Below are 25,741 nucleotides of genomic sequence, written 5' to 3' on the forward strand. Positions count from 1 at the left end.
TCTTATTCCGTTAATGACGGATAACGCCAGTCATCTTCATCACTCTGCTGCTGATCGCTGACATCAACGGATAAGCCTGAACGTTTCCAGCGAATGAGCATTTCGTCTGTCATGTAGTGGTAGCTGAGATCGAGATGCTTCAACTTCTTAATCTTGTCGCTGGCAAGCAGAGCCTCAGCCCCTTCATCCGACAATGTGCCTTGGGAAAGGTCCAGTACTTCGAGTTGATCAACAATGGGTGCCTGTGCCACGGCTTTGGCGATGTCATCCTGAATTTCACTGTCTTTCAGGCCAAGGTACACCAGCTTGGGGAATCGTCCCTGTTCCAGCAGCGGAAGCACATCTTCAAGTGAACCGTCGAAGCCATAATCATCTACACCCAGGTACAATTCGAGCTTGCGCAGCTCAGGCAATTGAGCATTGGTAATGGAAGAGAGTACCTCCTGAGGCAGTCCACCACAGATAATGACCAGCTCTTCAAGCTTGGCATGTTGCAAGGGTTCAAGGCTTAATCCGCTACTGCCTTTTACCGTAAAGGACTTCAGTTCTGGAAAAGCCTTTAGAAGCGGGGTCAGATCAGTCTGAATAATCCAGGAAACTTCACACTCTTCAAAGCCCATATCTCCAATGAACAGCTTTTTTAATGACCGAAAACTTGGCGCCAATTCAATAAGAACATTCATGAATTCGTCCGGAGAACTCTCGTAAGCTTGTCCCCAATCTCCGATAACCAGACTTTCCAGTGTACCCGCTTCGGGGTTGGCAGCCAATTCCCTGATCAAATTCTCCATACGGATACCGTTCTCATAGTCATCGAAAGATACCGTTAGCTTCACTTCCTGCATTGATTAATCCCTCCGATTGAGTTCATTCTTGATTCGTTAATTCGAATGTTACCCCATCCTGCATGAGGCTTGCAACTTCTTCCAACTCCGGTCCCATGATGATTCTCAAACACGAAATGGCTATACATCATTAACTAGGAAAGGGAACGTATGTTCTTTTTCGATTTGTTTCAAAAGGGTGATTCCGGTTAGGTATATAGGTGGATATAAATTAAGATCACCAATGGTTATCTTGGTTCTATATACTTCGATTCTGCGCCCTTCTTGGTAATATCAAAAAAGGCGTTAATAGCCGGAGTCCATTCCACAATCCTCGGGAATGATACTCCTTCCATTAACGCCTTCATAGGTTGTTCAGGTTGTTATACCTGATTCATAAGATTTCCGGTTAACCAGGATTCAGCCTTCAAGCCGGGATACAAGCGCTCGTAATGCATGACCACGATGACTGATAGCCTGCTTTTGTTCCAGCGTAAGCTCAGCCATCGTCATCTCGTATTCAGGTACATAGAATAGAGGATCGTACCCGAAACCGCCACCACCGGCAGCCTCGCTCGTAATCCAGCCTTCTGCTGTTCCCTCCGCTTCAAACTTGTCCCCTGTTGCCGGGTCATACAGAACCAGGGCACATACAAAGCGTGCCGGACTGAGCAGCGGCTGTTGTGTATCCTCACCGGATTTGATGGATTCCAGCGCTGCAAGCAGCTTGGCATTATTCAGGGCATCTGTTGCTCCTTCGCCAGCATATCTTGCCGAATACACACCCGGCTCCCCATCCAGCAGATCCACACAAAGTCCTGAATCATCGGCCAACACAGGAAGACCAAGTGCATCTCCTACCGCTTTTGCTTTCTTCCAGGCATTCTCGGCAAAGGTTACCCCGTCCTCCACGACATCCGGAAGCTCGGGGTAATCGAACATGCTTTTGACCTCTTTGCCAAGGGGTGCAAATGCATGGGCAAACTCTCTTACTTTACCCTGATTCCGGGTTGCAACAATGATGATTGGGCTGTCCAGATGCATCTTAGGCTTCTCCTAATCCACTAGCACCGATCTTGAGCGCAATCGGTCCAAGCACTTCTTTTTGCCGCTCAATCATCTCCAGGATTCCCTGCTCACCCAGTTCCAGCATGACATTAAGCTCCCGGCGATCGAATGGGGCTTCTTCACCTGTTCCTTGCAGCTCTACATATTTTCCGCCACCGGTCATGACGAGGTTCATGTCTACTTTTGCCTTGGAATCTTCATCATAGTTCAGATCCAGAACAGGCTGTTCTCCGACTACACCTACACTCACAGCTGCAATGAAATCCGTGATGGGGAAGGTTTGCAGGCGATGCTGCTGGGCAATTTTGTTCACAGCCAATGCCAGCGCCACAAACGAGCCGGTAATGGACGTTGTACGCGTCCCTCCATCGGCTTGAATAACGTCACAGTCCAGGGTAATGGTCCGCTCGCCAAGCGCCTGCAGGTTCACCACAGAGCGAAGTGCACGGCCGATCAGACGCTGGATTTCCATCGTACGTCCAGTCAGCTTCCCGCGGTTCGCTTCACGCTGGTTCCGGGTATGTGTAGCACGGGGTAGCATGGAATATTCCGCAGTAACCCATCCCTTGCCTTGACCTTTCATGAACGGAGGAACGCGTTCCTCCACCGTTGCGGTACAGATAACCTTGGTATCCCCGACTTCAATCAGTACAGAACCTTCGGCGTATTTATTTGTGTTAATTGTTAAATTCATCGGCCGCAGCTGTTCGCTGGTTCGTCCGTTAGATCTCATCATTTCTGCCTCCTACGACTTAAGCATCCTGTAATTGTTGAACTGAGTCACACTTTACTAATCCTTTTTATTTTACCAAAGAGTTCTGTTAAAAGCATCTATCCGCCAAAGACTCTGTTACCCATCCCCAATTTTGTCCCCATCCTAGATCGGAATTTCATTGATATACTCGGGCTTGGAGACCGGCGAGCTATAATCACGGTTATCATCACCCATGACTGTTTTTTGGCCGTTCCACTCGATTTGAACCTTGGCATCCTTGCTCGCTGTATTTTCTGTCGTTGTCAATACGACCGATTGCAGCAGCTCGCTTGGCACAGCATCTCCTTCGACGAACATATCGTCTTTGAGTGCAACCGTAATGGTTCCATCCTCCGCCGTTTTGACGGATTGCAGTTCGGTGCCGCCTGTCATGACCTCTTCCAGTTCACCACCCTTGGCTGGCCCTTTAATCAGCTCATTGAGCGCGGCTTGCACCCGGTCCGTACCTGGTGTGACCAGGCGCGTAACCGGAACATAATATTGAATGCCCGCAGGCGAAGCAGCTGAGAAATACACGGTGACTGGACTGCTGTTGGTGGTGAACGTGTCTCCCAAATCAAGATTGATACCTACCGCCCGATTCAGCGGTTCAGGAAGCGGAGTACTGTTTACCGGCATTTGAGTCAGCTTTTTGCCGTCCACCCAGATCTGCACGTTCTCCACATCCGGTGTACCAGTCAGCGTCCACGTGACGGCTTCCAGCATTTTGCGCTCATCCTTGGCGTCGTATTTGGCAAAGTTACCTGAGAACTCCACGACTGCAAGCTTGTCGTCCGGATGAACGGTCACATTCTGCACCACCGTGCCTTGTGGAAGAACGCCTTGGAATCCTTCAGGTAGCATTCCTGCATAAGCACCACCTGTTACTAGTGTATCCAGGGCCGTCTTCGGACTACTAACGTCCGAACCTGCCGGAAGCGTCAATGATACCGGAGCGAGCAATCCCTGCTGATCCTGCAAATAGACTGTTGTGAGCGGAAGGGTTGCGAGTGTCCCATTGCCCTCGGCTGCCTGAATCATGGCTGCCTCCTGGATGGGCGGCGGTGGATCGATAGCCTCGGATGACTGTGCATTAAACATGCCGCAGCCGGACAACACCATCGGAATGCTCAGCAGCGCTGCTGCTGATGCCGTACGCATATATCGGATCTTACTCATGATCACGTTCCCCCTCATCATTTTTACAGTTTGTACTACCATGTATACGAGCCTTCGTCCAAAAAATAACTACTTTTTAAACAAGCCCTGATACACCAAGCAAAAACAATATTGAAAGAAAGAAACACAAAACGGGTTAATACGTATTAGGAATCAAGTGTAGGGACATTGCTAACTTCAGAGGAGGAATCGCCCATGGAACATCCAGAACAAGAAAAAATCCCTTACAGCCTGAACAGCCGCAAAGTCGCGGACGCTACAAGGGAATGGCTGCACAAGCGGGGCGTCACGATCCCAGAGATCGCAGAACTGGTCATGTTATTGCAGAAAAAGTACTATCCGGATCTCACGATGGAAGAATGTATCGATAACGTGGAGAAGGTTCTTCGCAAGCGGGAAGTGCAGAACGCTGTTCTGACAGGCATTCAGCTGGATCTGCTCGCAGAGCAGGGTCAACTCATTTCGCCTCTGCAGGAGATGATCGAAAATGATGAAGGGCTGTACGGCGTGGATGAGATTCTTGCCTTTTCCATCGTCAATGTATATGGCAGCATTGGATTCACGAATTACGGTTATGTAGACAAGCTTAAGCCTGGTGTACTTGAACGGCTGAACGATAAAAGCCTGGGACCTGTACATACGTTTCTGGATGATATTGTCGGGGCCATAGCCTCGGCAGCAAGCAGCCGAATCGCGCACCGCAAACAGTCGGAGCTGGAAGAAGCGTTAGGCCAGAAACCGGTCAGTGATGATGTCGTTTAACCCCCTTTTGTCATATGGAAATGAGACATGCCTATAAAGGACGAGCTCATGGAAAAAGCGGCCCTTGGGCCGCTTCTTTTTCGTATATACATCAGGTGTGATCATGCCTATTTTAACCCTTCCTGTCTCCCCGCTCCAACGAGTCCGTATGCTTCGCCCCAGTTCCGTTCCATGGCTGGCTGTGACTGTGAACGATTCGGTCCAATCGTGATTTGCGGTCCTTTGCGTTCACGCAGAAGCCCCCGCAGCACCGTAATACCAAGGATGGATAAGCCGGTAAAGACATACATTAAACGCATCAGTACATTCCCCGAATCGGAGCCTGTAACCATGCCATGCACCAGCAAACCGATAAATGCAGGATAGGACAGCATGTGGAACATAAACCACCATTTGCGGCCCAGTTTATTACGCAGATCACTGGAGAGCAGCACGATCAGCAGGGCGTAAAAGGACAACGTCCCAAGTCCGCTGCCAACCGGATGTACAGACGCGCTAAACGGAATAAGCAGTTCACTCCAGGTAAACGGACTGTAATGGTCGATATACAAGGTTAATGCGTGCAGGATACCAAGTCCAAAGGCAAGCCAGGTCGTCCGGGTATGCCACTGGTACATGGTGGCTTTGGGTTTGCCTTTGGCGGCAGTCATCCCTTGGGCAATTCCCAGAAAGACACCAGCAAAGAGCAGCAGATAAGCGGCTATCCCGCTAATACGAATAATATTCCACGTCGGTACATGATCAACAATCCATTGTGCCATAGCCGGCTCCCCCATATCTGATAGACTTATCGTTTCATCACTTTGCGTCAATATAAAAAACTGGATACAGGATACTCATCTTTAGATAAGGCTGAAGCAGTGATCCGGTTCAAAGCCTGGCCACTGCTCTTCGAGTGCATCCATATCCCCTCTGAACCAGAATTTACCTTCCCGGGTCACCCATAAAACATCATGCCGGTCATAATGCCTGTTCAGCCAACCCATCGCTTCAGCACTTCCGAGGATACAGACGGTCTTCGCGATAATCTCGCATTGCGAGACATGCTGGCCTAGAGCGGTGCATTGCACCACATCTGTATCAGCCGGCTTCATTGCCCGCGGGTCAATCAAATGATGGGACAGACTTCCATCTGCCTGCTGCCACTGTCTTCGTGCAATTCCTGAAGTCGCAACCGCCCCAGCGTCTAACTGAATGCTTCCTGTCAGATTGCGTTTATCCAGCATAGGATCCTTGATATAAACAGTCCATGCAGAAGACGCAGGTGTACCCCACATCTGAATATCTCCTCCCGCATTAATCATGCCTGCAGGAATGTGAAGTGTGCGCTGCAGCCAATCGGCAATGCGTTCCGTTGCCCAGCCTTTCACAATGCCGCCCAGATCCAGTTCAATCCCGGGATCCAGACGTACCATCCGGCTGCCCTGTCTGTGTATCCATCCTGGACAGGAATAATCGTGCTCCTCTTCCAGAATTAGTGCGGCAACCGTGGTTAAGGTATGCTGCAGGGAGGGCGTCATGCCTCGCTCCTGCTGCCCGATCTGATCGAAGCTGACATCATATCCCTGCTGCCGAAGAGCTTTTGAAATACCCGGTTGAAAGATCCCTTCTGTCTGACCTATATATCCGTATGCCAAACTCAATACCTCATCCATGGCAGCAGAAACGGGCATCCATCCCACTGAACGGTTCAGACGATTCAATTCACTATTGGATATAAACCGACTGAAGCGCTGCTCTTGAGTTTCAAACCAGTTTTTTACGAGCGCTGCTGCATGCTCAGCTTCTTCACGTCCGGCAGTTACCAGCTGAACCTCCACATCCGTATTCATGGCACGAAATTTGAACTTAAACGGACGCGCCGTCTCGTAAGCGCGACTCATGATGCACCTGTGCGTGACTGGTAACTGCCACTGCCAGTTCCGAAGTCAGATTCACCATCAGACCGACCGAAGTTCCCGCCATAGGATCTGCTCCGGTCTCCACGCTCCTCTTCCTGATTCGGAACAAAGCTGCCTGTCCATTCATCCATCACATCGTCCCGGGTATTCGACTGACTTGCAGGTAAACTATCGGTATCTATTCCATTTGCTGCTGCATATGCAGCATCAAAGGCATCAGAGGATCTTACATATTGAAAGAGTGCAGCCACCGTTAAAGTTGCAACTGCTGAGGCTTGCCATTTTCTCCATTGATTTCGTTTCTTTCTGTTCATCGCTTTTCCCTACTTTCTCTAGCGAAGTTCATGCACCTATCTTATGTGCCCTGGATTAAAAGCAGATGAATGAACCGTTAAGAAAGGCTAAAGCTTTCCATTTCCTCCGATTCCATATACACAAAATAGGCCCTGAACGGGAGAGATTCTCCCATTACAGAGCCTTAGCCTTATGAATGTTTGCTTTTGCTTTTCCTATTTTCGAATGAACTCCGTTATGCTTTTTTGAAAAAAAATGATTCATCCGCTCTCTGTTCCTGCACAATATGCCCGCGCCGGATCAACTCCTGAAGATGAGCGAGCGTTTCGCTCATGGCAAAGCGCAGTTGATGTGTGCCCAACCGATCACCAAACAAGGAAACACAAACGTCATACCCGTTCGACGGGTGCTGAGCAATATGTTCATCCATCTTCTGAAGCCGCTCCTCATGATGAGCCAGCAGATGAGAGGTTCGGTCTGTAAAGTGGCTGAATGGTTTTCGATGCCCCGGATATGCCTTCTCGACATCTAAACTTCCTAGACGGTGCAGCCCCTGAAGATAAGAAAACAATGGCTGGTTATCACTTCCTGGCTGCAAGCTGATATTGGGCGAAATCTGTGGCAGTACGGCATCGCCGCACAACATTTCTCTGGATTCTGGTGCATAAAAGGATAGATGCCCTGGGGCATGTCCACCTGTCTCGATGGCTACCCACCTTTTGCCGCCCATATCCAGCCAATCCCCATCTTCAATGAACGTCACATCCGGCAAGGGGGTAATCTGAGAGACGAATCCCTTCATATGTTCAGCAATTTGTACGGTCTTCTCATCCGGCATTCCATGTTGGCGATAGTATTCAGGCAGTACCCTATCAATGGTTGCACCCGGGCCCCACATGTAATCTGCCTCTTGACGAGACCTGGCAGACATGCGTACAGGAGAGCCCGACTTCTGCTGCATCCAGCCTGACAAGCCAAGATGATCAGGATGATGGTGGGTCAACACGATTTGACTAATGTCCTGAAAAGACAATCCCAGATTGGTTAGAGCTTCCTGCCATTCCTGTTCTGTTCCCTGGTTGCGCGGGCCTGGATCAACAACGGTTATCCTTCCATCAGCATCATAGAGCACGTAACTGTTCACCCATCGCAGCGGGAAAGACATCGTGATCTGGAGCCGATGCATGCCCTCTGGCATGCTGATTGCTTCCGTTCGTTTCATTTGCTTCTCCTCCCTGCTGTTCTTACTCCACAGGCCGATGACCCACAAAAATCATGCGCGGGGAATCCTGCTCATCATATTGCTCTTCGTCATAACCTCCATGAACCTGATCTACCACAAGCCCCGCCTCCTGCAGCAGCTCACTTAATTGTTCGCGGGTGTATAGCTTGACACGTTCCTCATGAATTCGGGGTTTCTGACTGGACCCTGAATCTGTAATGTGAATTTCTTTCTGCACAAATCCGTCCTTGATCTGGCGAAACTCCTCAATCCGATGCCCCTCCGTCTCTCGTTTGGAATGCGGAACCAAATGACGGGTTACGTAAGCCGTATTCATAAAATCAATAATGTAGCTGCCGCCAGGCTTCAGCATATGACGGATGCCCTGAAGCACCTTGAGCTGCTCACCATCCTCACGAAAATAACCGAACGATGTAAACAGGTTGACTACCGCATCAAATCCACCTTGGAGCGGCAGATTACGCATGTCGGCATGAACCCATTCCACCCGATTCTCGGTGTCCATCTGCCGCGCTTCACGCAGAAGCACATCCGACAGGTCAATTCCGGTGACCCGGAAGCCTGCGTCTGCCAGAGCCAAGGAATGGCGTCCCATACCGCAGCATAGATCCAGAACCCGTGCCTGCGGCTCAAGTTTTAACCAATTGATCATTTTATGTACTTCTTCATATGCTCCCTGCACATCCCTGTGCTTGTATACGAGAAGGTAGTCTTCTCCAAAGCTATCTTCATACCATTCCGTCATTCGTATCGCCCTCCACATGGTCAATGGCCCTGTTCTCTCTGTATCGTACTTGATATAGGGCTGATCATACCTAAGCTTGTAGTCATTGTATCTTCTTTATTCTTCAAACTCAAAGATTTCCAGCGGCTCCCGTTCGTTGAACGGCCTGAGTTCGCCCTATATAATGTTAAACATAGTCATGAACCCGCAAACCGGTTAACTATATATAAGCTTTTCTAAAGGTTTACCTGAGGACTGGTATATAATCCAACCATTCAGAGACATACACACTTGAATCGCCATTGGACTATTTAGTAACAGCACAGCAGGAGGTGTTATTTATGATTCATATTGGACTCACAGGATGGGGAGATCATGATGATCTGTATCCCGATCGTACCAAAGCCAAGGACAAGCTGCGTTTATATGGACAGTACTTTTCAACCGTAGAGGTCGACAGTTCCTTCTATGCTGTTCAGCCTCGGGACCGGATGGCACGCTGGGCAGCAGAAACACCGGATGACTTTTCGTTTATCGTCAAAGCGTATCAGGGGATGACCGGGCATCTAAGGGGCAAACCTTATTTCACCAGTACCTCAGACATGTACAACGCTTTTCGGGAGTCACTTGAGCCGGTAATGGAAGCCGGCAAAATGCGGGCAGCCCTGTTCCAATATCCGCCGTGGTTTGACTGCAATCGTGATAACGTTAACGAGCTGCGTGAGGTGAGACTACGAATGGAAGGCATTCCGTGTGCGCTCGAGTTTCGCCATCGCAGTTGGTACGAGGATGGCATGCGTGAGCGCACACTTGCTTTTCTGCGGGAACAAGGCTGGATTCACAGTGTCTGTGACGAGCCCCAGGCGGGCTCAGGCTCCATTCCGATTGTGCCGCAGGCGACGGATTCGGAGATGACGCTCGTGCGAATGCACGGACGCAATGTGTCAGGCTGGCACCAGAACGGTGCACCCAACTGGCGGGAGACCCGTTACTTGTACCGGTACAACAAGGAAGAATTGATGGAATGGAAAGGATATCTGGAACAGCTGCATGAGCAGAGTAAGGATGTCTATGTGATTTTCAATAACAATTCGGGTGGCGATGCAGCAGCCAATGCACAAATGATGATGGAACTGCTCGATATGCCGATCCGACCATTTCCAGATCGCACACCTGACGAGGAAGAGGATGGGCCTGAGCAGCTGGAGCTATTTTAAAAATCAGGGCACGACCATTATATACAATGACATATCGATTGGAGGTGAGATTATTTTAGCTTGAATTTATCGTTTCAGACATTCATTGGTTAATCTGAAAACATCCAACAAGGAAGTGACTGATGAGAGAACAGAATCGAGCTCTAGTGGGTGGAATTATAGGAATCGTCATTGCAGTCGCTGCGTTTGCGATTTATTATTTGGTTACCTTGAATACAACCTTTCAAAAGGCTGTTCTTGATGAAGTCCATAATGTGGATAATGCGTATCTAACTATCGTTCGTGTGCCTACTTCACTAGAGACAACTGAAGGAATTCAAACATTTCGAATGGATATGAATGGCTTGCAGGACATTTTAAATCAATTATCAATTCTTGAACTTCAGAAAATAAGTACACCAATTAAAGATAAAAGCTCGCTTTATATCTATAACATTTACGTCTATGATAAGAGCGATCATAGAGAAATCGTTAACTTTGGAGTTGATAATAGCAAACAAATTTCAATTGGCAGTACGAAAGGTTATCAAAGATACGAAGTAACCAGTTCATTTGATTATGATACATTTCGTGCCTCTGTTGACAAACTTTTTACTGAAACTCAATGATGTCGGAATACATATGTGCTGAGAATCAAAGTTTCCCTTCTTTCAATAGAGCATAAAATCATATAATTAAGATCACAAAAAGAGGACTACTACAGGTGAAATCCCCCCTAAAATAGTCCTCATATAATTAGTTGAATTATAAATTTGTTCAAGCCTTCTGCATCGTACCCTCTTCTTCAGTAACATCCATCCCGCTGAGCTGCAGGTTCATTTTATGCACTTCAATCCCTGCCAGGAGTACAATGCCGATCCCATGAGTATCGTTCAGAATCCAGCCCAGATCGTCTCGATAATAGAGCGCGGTAAAGGAATAACCCGACCCGCGGCATACGCCATATATATTGCCTTTGTAGTCAATGGAAAGTCTTGTGATGCCTTCCCATCCTTTGCGGACAGCTTCCAGATACGGGGTCGGTGTCTCAAGCCAGCCCTCGCGAATTCCACGGGCATAAGCGTAGATGAACATCGACGTACATGAGGTTTCCTCATAGGAGTCCGGACGGTTCAGGACCTGATGCCACAGGCCATTTCCCCCTTGCAGCGCCAAATATCCCTGACACAGATCACGGTAGAAACTCAGCAATTCCGAACGCCTTGCATGATCCTGAGGCAGAATGCTTAATAGCTCCGTCAGGGAGAAGAGAACCCAACCGTTTCCACGCCCCCAGGGGATGCCTGTTGCCCGTCCACGCACAAAATCATACACATGCGACATGATCTGCTGCTCAGGAATATAGAGATATTGACGGAATAACAGAAACTGGTTAATGGCATCATCCCAATACGCCGTATTGCCCGTCAATTGACCATAACGCATCAGGAATGGTGTGCTCATGTACAGATCATCACACCACATCGTTTCGTGACGCATCTCTCCACTTCCGCGAACACGATAAAAGGCTCCATCCTCCAGCCGTTCCTGTTCATCTGTAATGTAATGGGCAATGCGATCCGCCGTATCTCGGCCCCCGCGAATGTCACCCAGTTCCATCGCAGCCAGCAGCGTTGATCCGAACGAACCGCAATCGTCCAGACTGTCGATCGCTGACAACTGGTTGTTAATTCCTGCCGCTCCGTAGGTTTCCCGATCCCATAGACTGTAATGGTCAAATGAAGTACTCAGGCCGATATGCTCCCGAACATACTGGATGTAATCGTCACGTTTCAGCTCCTGCCCGATACGCAGAAGTCCAAGCAGCGTAACCCCTAATGGATAATTCCATTTTCCGTAATGTGTATTTTCGAGATATGGGCGAACACTCGTATCAGGTTGGTCCACATGCCAATAGACTCCTTTCGATCCATCATCAAAAACAGTATGGGTCACGACAATATCTGAGGGTGAAGGTGCAGATCCTGGAGCAAATTTCCCGGTATACAGCCATACATCTGAACTACCGGCAACCGAATGTGGAGAGCTCAATCTCCAGCCATCAGAACCCGTGACCCCGGGCGATTCCAGCGTGAACCCCCAATGGTCCTCCCCGGCCTTGGTTTCCCCTCTTGCAACCAGATCAGATAATCCATAGCGACGCGTCAGTTCCACGCGATAAGGTCCACTTTTGTCTGAGGTATATACTTGCTTACCGTCCAGGTACAATTGTAAGGCACCTTCATGCTGACCTTGCAATACTACAGGAGATGATCCCGGCAATGTTACATCCAGCTTGGTCCACGCGTAGGCCACCCCTGGTTGCTCTGTACCAAAGATCCTCGAGAAAGAGCCGGCCTCCCGCTCTTCTTCTGTCCATTCTCTTCGTGGATACCAGGAAAGCCCTGTTTCTTCTTCCGTCATTCCGTCATGAGGAATCGAAGTTACGGGTTCATCAAGAGGCTCGGAATACAGCCAGCCTTCCTGACCTTGCCGGTCCACTCCCGGAGTGAGGAAATGAAGCGGGAAGTTCTTGAAGGAAGCGGTACCATAAATGCCGCCGAAACCAACCTCTGTTTTGACAAAACAAAGCAAGACGTCATTCCAGCCAGCCTTCATAGAAATCGGAATCTGGGTTCTTCGCTCGGGGAATAACTCCTGCAGCAGCTCGGATTTGAAAGCCTCTACCCCGTTGACATAGATCGTTACCGGACTGTAGCAATTCAGGCCAGTGTTCAGCGTAGTCTCCTGCTGGCTCCATAACTTGCCCCATACGTATACGTACTGGCCAGCACTCGCTTCTGGCCACTTGTCGTCCAGGTTCAGATCGTAACGGTAATCCCCCAGTCTGCGGAAACCTCCACGATGGTAGGCCCGGAACAAAAAAGAATGTTTCGGATGATCGCCGATATAACGCTGGGCGACCGTCGTCAGAATATCCGGAATGGAATGATGCACCTTACCTGCAATCGACTCGTTTGCATGAAAATAACGAATGCTCATCAGCCCCTTCCCTGTACCTTGATTCGTTCGGTTAAACGCAATGTCTCCCCTGCACGCACTTCAATAACCTGCTGATCTGCCGTGAACCAGACGGATATGGCTGACGGATTATGAATGATGGATCGATCCGCTGAACATTCGAGGCGTTTGATCGCTTTCCAATAGGCAACGATCTCGATATTCGTTGCATACCATATATCGTCCCTGCCGCCGATCTGCTGGCCAAACTGCTCAATGATCTCCCAATTATCATTATCATTGAATTCATAACTGTGTCCCCAAACATAGAGCAGGAGCGGTGTACCCGTTTTGGAATGCTGGATAAAACGCTCGGCATGTGCTGCCAGGTCATTTTTATGATGACAGGTTGGGCGCCATTCAAGCGGGCGTTCAGGCAGCGTATATCTCCCGTGGGATTCAACCGTCCGGGCATAGTCCAGACCTAACCATTCCAGTTTGGTGCTTAGTGCACGATCAAACCCTCCATTGGGATAGGCCATTCCCCTCACCGGATAACCAACAAGCTGCTCCAGTGCTCGGCGATCTTCCATGATTTCTTCGTTCAACAGCTCATCCGGTACATAAGGCAAAGTAGGATGAGTAACCGTGTGCACAGCCACTTCATGCCCGGCGTACAGTTCAGCGACTTCCTCCGACTCAATTCGCCCAGGTTTCCCGAGCGTACCGGAGTTCAGATTGAAAGTGCCTCGCAGTCCATAGCGATTAAAAATATCTACCAGCCTCCGGTCGTGGACCACACCATCATCATAACTAAGCGTCAGTGCCTTCATCACACCGCCAGGATATCGATCAAACTGAATGCGATGTCCCATCTTGGACCTCCTTCTCACCCTGTTATTCCACCGTTTCGTTCACCTCAAAATATCGAAAAACGCCTTCTTCCGATTCATCTGCATGCAAATGGTTATCTGGCTGCTTGTATCTCCAAATTTATTCTTCAGCTAGTCCAACACCAAACTCATGCAAGCTATGGCTATCCGAATCAAAATAGGTACCTTCGAGCAGACCAATCAACGTATTGGTGATGCGAACTTCGATCTCGTTGTCACCTGAACGGAGCCAGGACGTTTCTCCACTCCAGCGATACGGAGACCAGCAGCGCACGCCAAGGCTATAACCGTTGACCAGAACCTCCGCCACATCCTGCACAAGCCATTCACTGAATTCGAATTCAAAGGATTCGGCGTCTGCATCAGGCTCATCCAGCCAGAAGCTGCGTTTATAGCTCATCTCTCCTGCATAATACGGATACAGCGGCTGTGGCTCAGGTGTGATCCGAATGGCCGTATCCGGCTCACGGACCAAGGAGACCATCCCTTCGTGATGAAACTGCACGCCAAACCGTCCTTGCAGATACAGAGGATCGAGGATTCCTTCCTCATCCTTCGTGACCTGTACCGTAATCGTGATTTCATTCAAACCCGTGCGCAGCCACTCATTGATGTCACAGGCAATGTTGGTATAATCTGTGATCTCCACGGATTCGAATTGATCCGGTCCTATGGTGTGGCCGTTGATTTCCATGATCCACAGCCCTGCAATGGCTGCCCGATCCATAAATAGACGGCACTCCGGCAAAGTCGTTCCCAGTTCAAAAGCTGTAGTGTAACGGCACTGAATCGGATAGGCAATTGCTGCTTTCTTCGGCGTGCCAAATACTTGATTAAATTGAACAGGTAAGTGATGATGCCCCGATAATTCAGCCGCTTGATCGATAAAGGGCTTCACGCCTGCATGCTTGTTCTCCAGGATCACGCCATTATCATTCGTTGCCGTAAGATGGAACTGTCCCATTCGAAGGGTATTGGGCTGAATGGCCTCCAGTCGCCATGGCCCTTCTACAGGTAAAATAACGGATTCAGATGGCATAGATGCAGCATCAGGCTTGAATGATGCAGCCGCTCCGGTCTTGCCTATAGCAACGAAAGTGTCGTCCGAAGATTTTGTTTGCAGAGTCAGCCGCACAGCGTGTGCTTCATATCCGGCAAACCCGAGTGAGATACACCACTCACCACCGCTGCTGGTCAGTGGCAAGACTTCCCGTTCTCCTGTCTCCAGATTAAGCCGCTCTGCCAGCACACGTTTATCCGATGAGGCATCCGTACTGCTCCATAACCGCTTGGCAACAACCTTCAATTGTCCCTTTAACTGCTGCCCCTCCTGGTTGGACAGGAACACCATATATTCACCATCTGATAACTGGCGGGTCTGCATCAACAAGGAAGCACTCTCTTCCTCCATAATCCAACAGATAGGCTCTGGCAGCACCTGATCCAGCAGCAGCGAGATCAATTCAAGAGTTGAATCATCCCCCTGACCTGCACCAACCGGAAGGAAGTAGACTTCCCCCTCACCTTGCAGGCACATTAATTCGCTGCTGGCCTGCCTGATCTCACCGGCATGCCCCCAATACTCTTCCTCGGGTTGATCCCCTGCACCGAAGAAAGTTGCTGCTTCACTGCCTTCTGGACTCCCTTCCTGAATTGAAATGTACGGAGGCAGTCCGACGGATATGACGGTTCCTCCTTGCTCAGCAAACCGTCTAACCTGCTTCCAGGCATTCGCCTCCAGGTTCAGCATCGGTGGAAGGATGAGCACTTCGTATTTGGCAGCACCAATCTGAATCGTTCCACCCGTAATTTCGGCTTCAGCCAGCAGTTCAGGGTCCAGATGGTCATAGTCACGTCTGTTCTCTAGCAGATGCACACCAATTCGCATCCAATCATTCGTAAGGCGCTCCAATCTCGCCCGTTCGGCTTCATCCTCACCGCTGTATTCAAACCCATGCAGAGGATTGCCCATCAGGCTCCAGAATGTGGTCGTCGGATCAAGAACGGCAATCCGAATATCGGCTGTCCCCGTGCTCATGAGATAACTTATTCGTCCCGTGTAATCTCCAAGCTGACGGAAATGCTTCCAGTATGGATTCTGCAGAAACTGGGATGGCGGTGCATCATGCTTCGTTAACCCGCCAATCGTATAGAAAAAAGCGTGGAAATTATAGAAATTCGTGCCCATGGCAGCCATCCGGTCAATCATCCATTTCGCATCCTGCAGCGTCATCGACCAGCCCACACTATGAAAGCACTCGATCAAATTACGGCTGCGTCCCAGCTGTCTCGCCAGGGAACTGACCATCTTCGGATTATCACGCATTCTTTTGCCGTACCGTTCCAGAATCCAGGATAAGGGACGCCCAATCTTCTCATGTGCAGAGTCTCCCCCTGGCATATGGCTAAACAACTGAGTCGTCATCCGTACGCCAGGAACCTCTGCGGCATACTGGATTCCCGCATCCTCGCACCAGTCATGCACCTGCTGATGGTATGACTCCCTGAGAAGCAGATGCAGCGATTGATAATAGTCATACCGAATACGAGCCGAGTCCGGAACATCACCGTATAACAGGGCAGGAAGCGAATCTATCAGACTGTATCTACAGCGTTCGGCAAAATATGCAGGCAGCTGAGGAGACCATGGAATACGTCCGAGCGGTGCAATTTCATCAGAAAACATACCTTTGATAACGCTGTCAAAATGACTTCCAACAGCCGCCGCATATCGGTCATGAGTAAGTTCAATAAAACGGCTCATCGCTTCCTTATGGCACGGGTCAACAAAATGGCCGTAATATTTGAAATCACCCATCTCCACTTCCTGAAACAGGATTACATCCCAATTCCCTGCCGGGGGGTCCCACACCAGGCGGAAAGCCGTGCGATATGTAAAAAATCGCTTGCGATTATAAGACGTCAGACCCGTCTCCTGATAGACCTGATCGGTCTGGACATTGCCGATGTTGTGTCGCAAATCAATAGACTCATCCCATAACCGATTACCCTCTGTGTCTCTTGGAACGGCTTTGGCAACCAGAATTCGCCCCCACGGCAGCTCATGATTCACAACAGCTTCTCCGCCCTGCACATGCAGCTGATGATGCACAAGCTGGCGCTGCTTGGCTTCAGGAAAATCCAGGGTGACCTCACCACCTGCCATGCCGCTAGGATAGGGGTATTCGTCATACAGCCATACCTCCATGCCGCAGGTCTCGGCTGCTTCCACCGCAATTCGAACCTTATCAAACCAGGCATCCGACAAATAGGGGACCTGCAGCCCCTGACGCGGACAAATGAAAAAACCGCCCACACCCTGTGATGACATTTCATTCACTTGCCGTTTGATCTGCTCTTCCTCCATATCCCCATTCCAAAACCAGAAGGGATGAATCCGGTACTGCGCGGCAGGATTCGCAAATGCCTCCCCGTTCCACATGTCGCTTTCCTCCCTGTTAGAAAGAGTGTTTTCATTTTCCATTACAGTTCATTTGTGTTCATATACGTTTTTTTGGCTAAGATTATACCTTAAAAAAGCAATTAGGGAGCCTGTAAATACAAAATGTTTTAAAAAATTGATATAGATGGAAATGCCCGACAGCTTCTGTTGTACTTACGTACGGCTGCCGGGCTCTCGATCTTGGCTACTTCAATGCAGCGTACAATTCGTTGACTTCCTTCACATATTCATCACCGCCGCTGCTCTTCCACAGTGCGATTGCATCCTGGAATCCCTTCTCATCAATCTGTCCCACGATGAATTTGATACGGGCATCATTGATGATGTTATCCAGCTGGGGCCCTTTCTGTGCATAAATGTCAGAGATCAACGGCTCACCCGGATTCGGAACAACGATCTCCTCGTTGGCCTTTTGTACCTCTGCTACCTTCTCACGAACCGGCGTCGGTTCAACCCGGAAGGCGCGGTCTTCCGGAAGGAACATCAATATTTGGTTCAGACCCTGCAGATCTCGCAGTGCAAGCTTGTCGGTGGTTGGAACAACATATTCCCCTTTTTTCTCATATTGTTTACCTTCCAGACCATTGGACAGCAAAGCCTGGAGCTCCGGCTCGTTCAATTGATCCAGGAATGCGAGCACCTTTTTCAGGTCTTCTTCCGTTTTCACACCACTTTTGGAGACGGCGATCATACCGGAGTAGCCTGAGGTTGGCATGTCACGCAGCCCTTTGGGTCCTTCCACCGCCTGAAGCACATCCACCCGCCCGGTGGCCGATGGGTCCTTCTCCAGAATTTTCTGCTCCATCCGCTGTGCGTTATCCGCTACGTCAATCATGACACCCGCCTGCCCGTTGACAAACGGATCAGGCAGCTTGGTCGCATCCATCACAGCAAAGTCCTTGTTCACCAAACCTTCGCTGTAAATCTGACGGAAAAACTTCAGTGCCTCCATATACTCAGGCGTTTCGTGTGCTGGAATCAAATTACCGCTGCCATCATCGCCCCATTTGTTGGGTGCACCAAACCAGATTTGCATGTTGTCCCACGGCCCGTTAAATTTGCTCGCTACCAAACCGTACGTATCATCCTTGCCGTTGCCATCCGGATCATCTGTAGTGAATGCTTTCAGCACATTATAAAGATCATCCAGATTTTTGGGTGCTTCCAGACCCAGATTCTCCAGCCAATCCTTCCGGATCGTTATCCCGTTACGTCCCAGCGGCCTTCCCCGGTAGATGCCGTAGGTTTTGCCGTCAATGGAGGCATTGTTGGTAATAATTTCGTTCATCTGGCTCAAGTTTGGGTAGTCTTTCAGATAAGGCCCCAGCTCCCAGAAAGCCCCGGTGCGTGCAGCGTTAATGAAGCTTGGGGATTTGCCGAGCACGACCATCACGTCGGGCAGTTTGCCCGAGGCCAGAGTAATGTTGAATTTGTCCTCATAAGAGCTGCTCGGTACCCATTGCAGATTCACATCCACTTTGGTTAATTCCTCAAGCTTCTGGATGACTGGACTGTTTTCAGGCGGATTTTCGGCTTCAAAGTTCGGAAGCATGATGGTAATCTGATCGGTTCCACCTGCAGCCGCTTCGCCCGTATCGTTGGTTTTGTCCGTGGAGCATGCTCCCAGAACCGTGCTCAGTAACAATGTTGCCGAAAGTACAAGTGCTGTTTTTTTGATTCCCGCTTTTTGTCCCATACGTTCTCCCCCTTGGCCTTAGCCTTTGATTGAGCCTAACATGACACCTTTGGCAAAATGCTTTTGCAAAAACGGATACACGAGCAAAATCGGAATGGTACCTACCACGATGACAGCCATTTTAATGGACTGTTCCGGTGGCTGTACGAAATTGGGATCCATATTGGCCATATCCCCAACGCTTGCCTGCGAGAGCAGAACAATCTGCCTCAGCATCACCTGCAGCGGCCATTTGTCACTGTCAGAAATGTACAGGAGTGCCGAGAAGAAGTTATTCCAATGCCCTACGGCATAAAATAACGCAAACGTGGCAATCACCGGTTTGGATAATGGCAGGACAATTCGCCAGAGTACCCCGAGATCCGAGCAACCGTCGATACGGGCCGCTTCCTCCAGCCCGGGCGGCATTTGCTGAAAAAAGTTTTTGACAACAATTAAATTAAAAGCGCTGATTGCGCCAGGAAGCATAAGGGCCCAGTAAGAATCAAGCAATCCTAGTCCACGGATGACGAGATACGTCGGAATCATTCCTCCGCCGAACAGCATGGAGAAGATCACCATGTTCATCATGACGTTTCGGCCCCAGAAGTCGCTTCTGGATAGCGGATAAGCCATCGTCAGCGTGAAGAACAGATTGACCAGCGTGCCTGCTACCGTTACAAATACGGAGACGCCAATGCTGCGGAAAATGGTGGACGAAGAAAAAATATATTCATACGCGCTGAAGGAGAAGACTTTCGGAATGAGAAAGAAACTGCGTTCCGTAATCTCGGCTTCGGTTGCGAACGAATTCCCTATAATATACAGGAAAGGAAGGACAGTCAGTATGCCCAGGATACCCAGCATGACGTAGTTGAAAATATCAAATACTTTGCCGGCTGGGCTGTTGTAGAGACGGCTGTTCATGAGCTTTCCTCCTTATGGAATCATGCAGAATGCCAGTTTAATAAATCCCTGGATGGCCAAATCTTTTGGCAAGTTTATTGCTGCCGAGGACTAGGATGATCCCCACGACCGATTTGAATAATCCTACTGCGGTACTGTAGCTGAATGCCCCTTGCGTAATCCCTACCGTATAGACATAGGTATCAAATACATCGGCCACATCCCGGTTAAGCGAATTGGTCATCAGATAAATCTGTTCGAATCCCGTATCCAAAAAGTTCCCCAGTCTTAGAATGAGCAGAATCACAATGGTTGTGCGAATCGCCGGCAGCGTAATGTGCCACATGCGTCGCAATCGTCCCGCACCATCCACAATAGAGGCCTCATACTGCTCGGTGTCCACGCCTGCGAGTGCGGCCAGGAAGATGATTGTTCCCCAGCCCATCTCCTTCCACATCATCTGAATGATAATCAGTGGACGAAACGAACCCGGACTGGATAATACATCAATTGGCTTTCCAGTTATCCAGGCAATCAGGTCGTACAGTACCCCGCCTTGAGGGGTCAGGAAGACGTAAGTGATACTGGCGATAATCACCATGGACACGAAATGGGGTACATACACCAGCGTTTGAATCGTTCTTTTGAAGAACGCGACCCTGATTTCATTTAATAAAAGGGCAATAATGATCGGTGCCGGGAAAAAGAATATGAGATCATATATGGCAAGAACCAGCGTGTTACGCAGCAATCGAAAAAAGTCCGGGTTGGAGAAAAAAGTCGTAAAGTTCTCCATGCCCACCCATTCACTGTTCTTGATACCGAGAAAAGGCTGATAGTCCTGAAAGGCAATGACGATTCCCCACATGGGCAAATATTTAAAGATAACAAAGTACAGAAATCCGGGAAGCACAAGCACGTACAGCCATTTGTTGCGCTTGATCTGCCTCTTCCAGTTCGACTCTCGCTTCATCGGCATCGTGGTCATATCCGCCTGGGCTGCAGCTGCGGTATTTCCATTCCATTCGGTCTTCCCGTTCATAATCTCTCCCCTCCCTCATTTATGTAAGCGTTATCAATTAAGCTTGTAATTCAGACTATACAGAGCCCCCTTTTCCGGCAACCTTCATTTTTTGCTCACGTACTGTGCGAGGCCACAAAACCCGCTATGACGCCACTTTTGCTTCAATTTGGACATTTTGCATAATACCCCATTGCACATTTTTGCAGCCTTATCCTTCTTTGTTTCCATCCTTCTCCACAAGAAAAACCGGAATCCGATGGTTCGGATCCCGGTGAGACAGCAAGGTGGTACACAGATCATTTGCCAAACCACTGATCCCGATACTGGCTTGGCGTTACTCCCTCCTGTTTTTTGAAGATGCGATTAAAATAGCTGTGCTGATAACCAACAGCAGCTGCGATATCATTAATTTTCATCGTTGTCTCACGCAGCAGCTGTTTGGCCGCCTCCATTCGGACCTTTGTCAAATAATCAATAAAGTTCATGCCCGATACTTGCTTGAAGGCTTTGCTGAGCGCATAGGGTGTCATCTGTTCTGCATCTGCACAGCCTTCCAGTGAGATTTCGTTACGATAATGCTCATCCATATACAGCATCGTCCGTTCCACCACCTGTTTCAGCGGCTCCTGCGATCGCAGCTCGATTTCCTGTATATAGGGCAGCAGCACCTTACTCATCATCCACTGCTTCATCTGTGCAGGTTCGCGGATTGCTGACAATCGTTCGTACATATTGCAGCCTCCGAACAGCTTATAAGGCGTTACCCCCGTCTGCAGCATCATATGCTGAACACTTCCGAGCAGCTGCAGCATCATCTGCTGCACCTGAAACTCCGTACTGCCCGTCCGGGCGATTTCGCCCATAAACTGTTCCAGCACCCGATCCGCTTCCTCCTGCTTGCCGAGCCTGATTGCCTGAATCATCTCACGTTCCAAGCCCAGCGGATAAGTCGCTTCTTCCGCCCTGCGAAAACACTGCTCATCTTCCAGATCGAGTATCTGACTCCCTTCCTCAATGCTGCGATAAGCAACAGCCTGTTCCATCTCAACAAAGATGCCGGGCAGCTCATGCAAGGAATCTGTGGAGTGACTGATCATGACCGTGACATTCATTTTGAGCGTCTTCCCGATAACCTCTACCAGCTCCTGACCCCAGAGCAATGCCTGCGGCTTGAGCTGTTCATCCTTCGGTGCAATGACAAGCATGGCTGATGAGAGGTCATGAAAGTTCATCATACTGACTTGGTTAAAATAGCTTTTGGCCACCTCTTCAATAATGTTTACAGCTGCAAAGGTCACCAGGCCGGTATCCTGGCTTCCAAATCGTCCCTGCAGCCGGGCATAACCCGTAAAATACATTTGCAGCAGCAAAAACTGCTGGCCCTCCACTTCGAATCCGAGATTCTTCATGCGCTTCTGGAGGTCTTCCTCGTTGTAGGCATATAAGTGTCCTTGAACCAGCTGCAGCACAAAGCTGTCACGCAAATGAGGCAGCTGCTCCTGCAGTTGACGGTGTGCGGTAAGACTCCGGGAAGTTAGCTCATTCCACTGCTGTTCCAGCAGCTGGAATTCGTCCAGCCTCGGATTGGCCTGAGCCTCATGTTTGCCTGGTGTCAGGAGATGGAGCATTCTCGCCACAGGAGAGTAAATCCGCCGTGAAGCAAGCCAGGATAACATGAGCCCCAGCAGCAGGCTGCCTGCGCTCGCAATGACAATAATTTTGGATACCAGCTTCACCGGTGATGTCACAGATGTCAGCGGTACAGCGGAGACATACGTCCATTCGGAATCAATTCGGCTTAAGGAGCCGTAGGATACGGAGTAGGTCTGATCTTCATATTTGAACAAAAAAGATGTGCTGTCCGCATGCTGTGCAACCTCTTCCTTCAGCTGCTGTTCAAAGGCTGAATTCTGCTGGCCCCCTCCCGGATTACCGGTGACCAGCGTGTTGCCTTCCTGATCCATAAGAAAGGTTAAGCCTTCGTCATAAGGAGTAAGCGTTTTCAATAAACTGGCGACTTTCTCGTTGTCCAGGGTAATGATGAGTGCACCGAACGGGTTATTATGTTCGCCCGGGATTTTATGTACCAGAACCAGCGCGTTGCCTGCATCGGTATGCAGCAGACTGCTGTTCTTGGCAGCTGCTGGTTCAATACTTGGGTTGGATACCCAGTCTGTCCAGTACACATGATTGCCCATGGCTAGGTAACGGTCATAGGCTTTTATTTTCGCATCATCTAATAATTCGTTATACTCCCGGTTGAACAGGATCGGCTTCGGTTCCTGCAAATACAGCTGTGCAGACTTAATCAGGGGATGTGACCCTTCCAGTACATATAATGTGGTAACGATCTCCTGCGTTTCATTAAAATAATAGACAAAGTCCAGCGTTCGCAGTGCATTGCCAAACCTTGGTTCAAAGGCCCAATGTGACAGGGTCATCTCCAGGTAAGCGAGCTGGTCGTCCACATTGCGTGCCCGATTCTCGATCTGGCTTTGATGCATGCGATTGAATTCATTTTCCATTCTGCCAACAACCATCTGGTACATCACGATACCTGTAATCAAGCCGGGGATGCTGGCAATGAGCAAAATAATCATCAGGCTATTCCGGTAAAAACGTCCTTTATGGCGTCCGGAAGTGAACCTGGGTAAACGCACCAATCGACCTGGCGGTCTCTCTCTTTTAGTCGTTTCCATCATCATTCACCTGCCTGCTTGCATGTGGTCTGACTATCATGGGAACTTCCCCAACTCCCCTGCTGAGAAAATATGGATGAAATCCGTTTCCTGTATTATACTCACAATTTCCGGCGGAATGGAACGGTACACAGCTGATCATTTTTTAACCAATGTTTTATTAAGATGCCAAAATGGATTACAATAGGATAAAGCAAAACATGAAGGAGGCTTTTTTAATGAAAGAACAGGCTTATTTTCAAGAGAATAGAGAAAAACATCTGGCAGAACTGAATGAATGGCTGTCCATTCCCAGCATTTCGGCCATTTCGGCTCATAAAGAGGATATTAACCGTGCTGCACAATGGGCGGCAGATGCACTGACACGTGCAGGCATGGAAAATGTAGAGGTTATTCAAACCGCTGGTCATCCCATTGTTTATGCAGACCACCTGCATGCACATGGCAAACCAACAGCACTGATCTATGGACACTATGACGTGCAACCTGTCGATCCGCTTAACCTGTGGGAAACGCCTCCCTTCGAACCTACTGTTCGGGACGGAAAACTGTTCGCACGTGGGGCGACAGATGACAAAGGACAAATCTTCTTACATATTAAAGCCGTAGAAGCCCTGCTCGCTGAAAACAAGGAACTTCCGGTTAACGTGAAATTCTGCATCGAAGGCGAAGAGGAAATCTCCAGCCCGAACCTGCCGATCTACCTGAATGACAATACAGACAAGCTTCGTGCAGACATGGTCTTGATCTCCGATACTTCCCTGCTCGAAAAAGGAAAACCAGCGATCTCCACAGGCCTGCGCGGTCTTTGCTCGCTCGAGGTAGATCTGAATACGGCCAACACCGACCTACACTCCGGCTCCTTCGGCGGTGGTGTACCGAACGCACTGCATGCGCTCGTATCCCTGCTCGCTTCGCTGCATGATGAGCAAGGCCGCGTGAGCGTGGATGGTTTCTATGATGGCGTTCTCCCCCTCTCTCCGGAAATGAGAGAAGAGTTCGTGAAGCAAGGCTTCAATGAAGAGCAGCTTCGCCAGGATCTTGGACTGGAACAATTGTACGGTGAAGAAGGCTACTCGTTCGTGGAACGTGTTGGCGCACGTCCAACACTGGAGCTGAACGGTGTATGGGGCGGCTTCCAGGGTGAAGGTACCAAAACCGTCATTCCAAAAGAGGCTCATGCCAAAATTACATGCCGCCTTGTTGCCGACCAAGACCCTCAACAGGTGCTGGATCGCATTGAAGCACACCTGCGTGCACACGTACAGCCAGGTGCCACGCTGCATGTGAAACAAATCGAGAAAGCCTTTGCGTTCAATACCGATCCGACCGATCCAATCCTGCAAAAAGCGGCTGACGCTTATGAGCAGGTGTATGGCGTTCGTGCCCTGTTTACCAAAGATGGCGGCTCCATCCCGATCGTTGAGAAGCTCTCCCGTGTACTCGGCGTACCTGCCGTGATGATGGGCTTTGGTTTGCCGGATGAGAACCTGCACGCACCGAATGAACACTTCAACCTGGAGAACTTTGATAAAGGGTTGTTGACGATTGTACAATTTTTGAAGAGCTTGTAAAGTTAAAAAACTCGTTACACGAGGACACTACGCTGGGAGAACAAGCTTCCGATCGCTGTTATCCCCGGATTTCTTTGATTCCCTTTGTTAAAGGGAGAAATCCCGGTGATAAACGCGAACGCTCCGCTTCTTCAGCTTTTTTCTCCCCGCTCCGTTAATCGTGTAAATAGTTATCCAACTTAAGTATAGATAGAGGAATAACAAAGAAAAGCGATAGCCCTAACGGCTGTCGCTTTTATTTGAGTCGATTTCGTTCCCTTCACTACTTTTCAGCATTTCCCAAAACTTATTTTACGATTGAGGCTATCTTTACATGTGGATAGAGGTTAAGTGTAATCAAAAAGAAGAGTGTCCCGTTTGATTTATAACGGGGCACTCTTTTTGTCGGTAGAAATTGTAGTGCTAGGATAGAAATTAATGCTTAATCTGAGACCTGGACCGTTTAACGAACTGAGCGAGCGTTATTAAGCGATTATCATGAGATGGTTGGTTTAACGAATCCGAGACGTGTTATTCCATGCTGTAGACGTACCTCGAGTAGGAAAACGTTGTGTTAACGTGACTGGAGTTCGTTATCTTTGGCAGACTGTATGGAGCCTTG

General features: G+C 49.3%; 20 protein-coding genes. 4 read left to right on the forward strand and 16 right to left on the reverse strand.

Annotated elements, in window-relative coordinates:
* Nucleotides 1–2 precede the first annotated feature (2 nt).
* The 4 genes from F4V51_RS23205 to F4V51_RS23220 form a co-directional block, all read right to left on the reverse strand.
* Nucleotides 3–845, reverse strand: a complete 843-nt coding sequence (locus F4V51_RS23205; protein ID WP_153979796.1) for an STM4015 family protein — start codon at nucleotides 843–845, stop codon at nucleotides 3–5.
* 399 nt (nucleotides 846–1,244) lie between these two features.
* Nucleotides 1,245–1,868: an XTP/dITP diphosphatase gene (locus tag F4V51_RS23210; protein WP_095293275.1), complete on the reverse strand. Its 624-nt coding sequence runs from the start codon at nucleotides 1,866–1,868 to the stop codon at nucleotides 1,245–1,247.
* Between the two features lies 1 nt (nucleotide 1,869).
* Nucleotides 1,870–2,628 carry a ribonuclease PH gene (rph, locus tag F4V51_RS23215; RefSeq protein WP_153979797.1) on the reverse strand — a complete coding sequence of 253 codons (759 nt, stop codon included), beginning with the start codon at nucleotides 2,626–2,628 and terminating at the stop codon, nucleotides 1,870–1,872.
* Between the two features lie 141 nt (nucleotides 2,629–2,769).
* Nucleotides 2,770–3,825: a GerMN domain-containing protein gene (locus F4V51_RS23220; RefSeq protein ID WP_153979798.1), complete on the reverse strand. Its 1,056-nt coding sequence runs from the start codon at nucleotides 3,823–3,825 to the stop codon at nucleotides 2,770–2,772.
* 195 nt (nucleotides 3,826–4,020) lie between these two features.
* Here F4V51_RS23220 and F4V51_RS23225 point away from each other — a divergent pair, with 195 nt between their 5' ends.
* Nucleotides 4,021–4,587 carry a phosphatidylglycerophosphatase A family protein gene (locus F4V51_RS23225; protein ID WP_095361378.1) on the forward strand — a complete coding sequence of 189 codons (567 nt, stop codon included), beginning with the start codon at nucleotides 4,021–4,023 and terminating at the stop codon, nucleotides 4,585–4,587.
* A gap of 107 nt (nucleotides 4,588–4,694) precedes the next feature.
* On the opposite strand, the gene F4V51_RS23230 is transcribed toward F4V51_RS23225, so the two are convergent.
* The 5 genes from F4V51_RS23230 to F4V51_RS23250 all read right to left on the reverse strand — a co-directional run bounded on the left by F4V51_RS23230 (nucleotide 4,695) and on the right by F4V51_RS23250 (nucleotide 8,770).
* Nucleotides 4,695–5,348 (reverse strand): ferric reductase-like transmembrane domain-containing protein, encoded by a 654-nt coding sequence (locus tag F4V51_RS23230; protein WP_162009981.1) that lies wholly within the window; start codon nucleotides 5,346–5,348, stop codon nucleotides 4,695–4,697.
* 81 nt (nucleotides 5,349–5,429) lie between these two features.
* Nucleotides 5,430–6,470 carry an FAD:protein FMN transferase gene (locus F4V51_RS23235; RefSeq protein ID WP_153979800.1) on the reverse strand — a complete coding sequence of 347 codons (1,041 nt, stop codon included), beginning with the start codon at nucleotides 6,468–6,470 and terminating at the stop codon, nucleotides 5,430–5,432.
* Nucleotides 6,467–6,802 carry a hypothetical protein gene (locus F4V51_RS23240; protein WP_153979801.1) on the reverse strand — a complete coding sequence of 112 codons (336 nt, stop codon included), beginning with the start codon at nucleotides 6,800–6,802 and terminating at the stop codon, nucleotides 6,467–6,469. The genes F4V51_RS23235 and F4V51_RS23240 overlap by 4 nt, the downstream gene beginning before the upstream one ends.
* 215 nt (nucleotides 6,803–7,017) lie before the next feature.
* A complete protein-coding gene (locus tag F4V51_RS23245; RefSeq protein ID WP_153979802.1) occupies nucleotides 7,018–8,004 on the reverse strand; it encodes an MBL fold metallo-hydrolase in 987 nt (328 codons plus the stop codon).
* Between the two features lie 22 nt (nucleotides 8,005–8,026).
* Nucleotides 8,027–8,770 carry a class I SAM-dependent methyltransferase gene (locus F4V51_RS23250; protein WP_153979803.1) on the reverse strand — a complete coding sequence of 248 codons (744 nt, stop codon included), beginning with the start codon at nucleotides 8,768–8,770 and terminating at the stop codon, nucleotides 8,027–8,029.
* A gap of 320 nt (nucleotides 8,771–9,090) precedes the next feature.
* Here F4V51_RS23250 and F4V51_RS23255 point away from each other — a divergent pair, with 320 nt between their 5' ends.
* Nucleotides 9,091–9,966 (forward strand): DUF72 domain-containing protein, encoded by an 876-nt coding sequence (locus F4V51_RS23255; RefSeq protein ID WP_153979804.1) that lies wholly within the window; start codon nucleotides 9,091–9,093, stop codon nucleotides 9,964–9,966.
* A gap of 122 nt (nucleotides 9,967–10,088) precedes the next feature.
* On the forward strand, nucleotides 10,089–10,574 hold the full coding sequence (locus F4V51_RS23260) for a hypothetical protein (protein WP_153979805.1): 486 nt from the start codon (nucleotides 10,089–10,091) through the stop codon (nucleotides 10,572–10,574).
* Nucleotides 10,575–10,722: 148 nt separating this feature from the next.
* On the opposite strand, the gene F4V51_RS23265 is transcribed toward F4V51_RS23260, so the two are convergent.
* The 7 genes from F4V51_RS23265 to F4V51_RS23295 all read right to left on the reverse strand — a co-directional run bounded on the left by F4V51_RS23265 (nucleotide 10,723) and on the right by F4V51_RS23295 (nucleotide 23,572).
* A complete protein-coding gene (locus tag F4V51_RS23265; RefSeq protein WP_167301707.1) occupies nucleotides 10,723–12,948 on the reverse strand; it encodes a glycoside hydrolase family 88/105 protein in 2,226 nt (741 codons plus the stop codon).
* The gene (locus F4V51_RS23270) at nucleotides 12,948–13,781 is read right to left on the reverse strand and encodes a polysaccharide deacetylase family protein (protein WP_153979806.1); all 834 of its coding nucleotides are present in this window, start codon (nucleotides 13,779–13,781) and stop codon (nucleotides 12,948–12,950) included. Before F4V51_RS23270 ends, F4V51_RS23265 begins: the two co-directional genes overlap by 1 nt.
* A 118-nt stretch (nucleotides 13,782–13,899) precedes the next feature.
* Nucleotides 13,900–17,241 carry a glycosyl hydrolase gene (locus tag F4V51_RS23275; protein WP_162009982.1) on the reverse strand — a complete coding sequence of 1,114 codons (3,342 nt, stop codon included), beginning with the start codon at nucleotides 17,239–17,241 and terminating at the stop codon, nucleotides 13,900–13,902.
* A gap of 205 nt (nucleotides 17,242–17,446) precedes the next feature.
* Nucleotides 17,447–18,958 (reverse strand): extracellular solute-binding protein, encoded by a 1,512-nt coding sequence (locus tag F4V51_RS23280; RefSeq protein ID WP_153979808.1) that lies wholly within the window; start codon nucleotides 18,956–18,958, stop codon nucleotides 17,447–17,449.
* A gap of 18 nt (nucleotides 18,959–18,976) precedes the next feature.
* Nucleotides 18,977–19,864, reverse strand: coding sequence for a carbohydrate ABC transporter permease (locus F4V51_RS23285; RefSeq protein ID WP_095293262.1), 888 nt, complete (start codon nucleotides 19,862–19,864; stop codon nucleotides 18,977–18,979).
* 37 nt (nucleotides 19,865–19,901) lie between these two features.
* Entirely contained in the window at nucleotides 19,902–20,831 is a 930-nt protein-coding gene (locus F4V51_RS23290) for an ABC transporter permease (protein ID WP_167301746.1), read from the reverse strand.
* A gap of 332 nt (nucleotides 20,832–21,163) precedes the next feature.
* The gene (locus tag F4V51_RS23295; RefSeq protein ID WP_153979810.1) at nucleotides 21,164–23,572 is read right to left on the reverse strand and encodes a helix-turn-helix domain-containing protein; all 2,409 of its coding nucleotides are present in this window, start codon (nucleotides 23,570–23,572) and stop codon (nucleotides 21,164–21,166) included.
* A 212-nt stretch (nucleotides 23,573–23,784) separates the two neighbouring features.
* Here F4V51_RS23295 and F4V51_RS23300 point away from each other — a divergent pair, with 212 nt between their 5' ends.
* Nucleotides 23,785–25,140 (forward strand): dipeptidase, encoded by a 1,356-nt coding sequence (locus F4V51_RS23300; protein WP_153979811.1) that lies wholly within the window; start codon nucleotides 23,785–23,787, stop codon nucleotides 25,138–25,140.
* Nucleotides 25,141–25,741: the final 601 nt, after the last annotated feature.

Origin of the sequence: Paenibacillus xylanilyticus (assembly GCF_009664365.1) — a bacterium.
GTDB lineage: Bacteria > Bacillota > Bacilli > Paenibacillales > Paenibacillaceae > Paenibacillus > Paenibacillus xylanilyticus_A.

Excerpts from the sequence above, each read along its gene's own strand:
- rph (WP_153979797.1), bottom strand. The coding sequence starts at position 2,628 with ATGATGAGATCTAACGGACGAACCAGCGAACAGCTGCGGCCGATGAAT.
- F4V51_RS23265 (WP_167301707.1), bottom strand. The coding sequence starts at position 12,948 with ATGAGCATTCGTTATTTTCATGCAAACGAGTCGATTGCAGGTAAGGTG.
- F4V51_RS23285 (WP_095293262.1), bottom strand. The coding sequence starts at position 19,864 with ATGAACAGCCGTCTCTACAACAGCCCAGCCGGCAAAGTATTTGATATT.
- F4V51_RS23270 (WP_153979806.1), bottom strand. The coding sequence starts at position 13,781 with ATGGGACATCGCATTCAGTTTGATCGATATCCTGGCGGTGTGATGAAG.
- F4V51_RS23245 (WP_153979802.1), bottom strand. The coding sequence starts at position 8,004 with ATGAAACGAACGGAAGCAATCAGCATGCCAGAGGGCATGCATCGGCTC.
- F4V51_RS23290 (WP_167301746.1), bottom strand. The coding sequence starts at position 20,831 with ATGACCACGATGCCGATGAAGCGAGAGTCGAACTGGAAGAGGCAGATC.
- F4V51_RS23205 (WP_153979796.1), bottom strand. The coding sequence starts at position 845 with ATGCAGGAAGTGAAGCTAACGGTATCTTTCGATGACTATGAGAACGGT.
- F4V51_RS23295 (WP_153979810.1), bottom strand. The coding sequence starts at position 23,572 with ATGATGATGGAAACGACTAAAAGAGAGAGACCGCCAGGTCGATTGGTG.
- F4V51_RS23255 (WP_153979804.1), top strand. The coding sequence starts at position 9,091 with ATGATTCATATTGGACTCACAGGATGGGGAGATCATGATGATCTGTAT.
- F4V51_RS23220 (WP_153979798.1), bottom strand. The coding sequence starts at position 3,825 with ATGAGTAAGATCCGATATATGCGTACGGCATCAGCAGCAGCGCTGCTG.
- F4V51_RS23225 (WP_095361378.1), top strand. The coding sequence starts at position 4,021 with ATGGAACATCCAGAACAAGAAAAAATCCCTTACAGCCTGAACAGCCGC.
- F4V51_RS23235 (WP_153979800.1), bottom strand. The coding sequence starts at position 6,470 with ATGAGTCGCGCTTACGAGACGGCGCGTCCGTTTAAGTTCAAATTTCGT.
- F4V51_RS23250 (WP_153979803.1), bottom strand. The coding sequence starts at position 8,770 with ATGACGGAATGGTATGAAGATAGCTTTGGAGAAGACTACCTTCTCGTA.
- F4V51_RS23280 (WP_153979808.1), bottom strand. The coding sequence starts at position 18,958 with ATGGGACAAAAAGCGGGAATCAAAAAAACAGCACTTGTACTTTCGGCA.
- F4V51_RS23260 (WP_153979805.1), top strand. The coding sequence starts at position 10,089 with ATGAGAGAACAGAATCGAGCTCTAGTGGGTGGAATTATAGGAATCGTC.
- F4V51_RS23210 (WP_095293275.1), bottom strand. The coding sequence starts at position 1,868 with ATGCATCTGGACAGCCCAATCATCATTGTTGCAACCCGGAATCAGGGT.
- F4V51_RS23240 (WP_153979801.1), bottom strand. The coding sequence starts at position 6,802 with ATGAACAGAAAGAAACGAAATCAATGGAGAAAATGGCAAGCCTCAGCA.
- F4V51_RS23230 (WP_162009981.1), bottom strand. The coding sequence starts at position 5,348 with ATGGCACAATGGATTGTTGATCATGTACCGACGTGGAATATTATTCGT.
- F4V51_RS23300 (WP_153979811.1), top strand. The coding sequence starts at position 23,785 with ATGAAAGAACAGGCTTATTTTCAAGAGAATAGAGAAAAACATCTGGCA.
- F4V51_RS23275 (WP_162009982.1), bottom strand. The coding sequence starts at position 17,241 with ATGTGGAACGGGGAGGCATTTGCGAATCCTGCCGCGCAGTACCGGATT.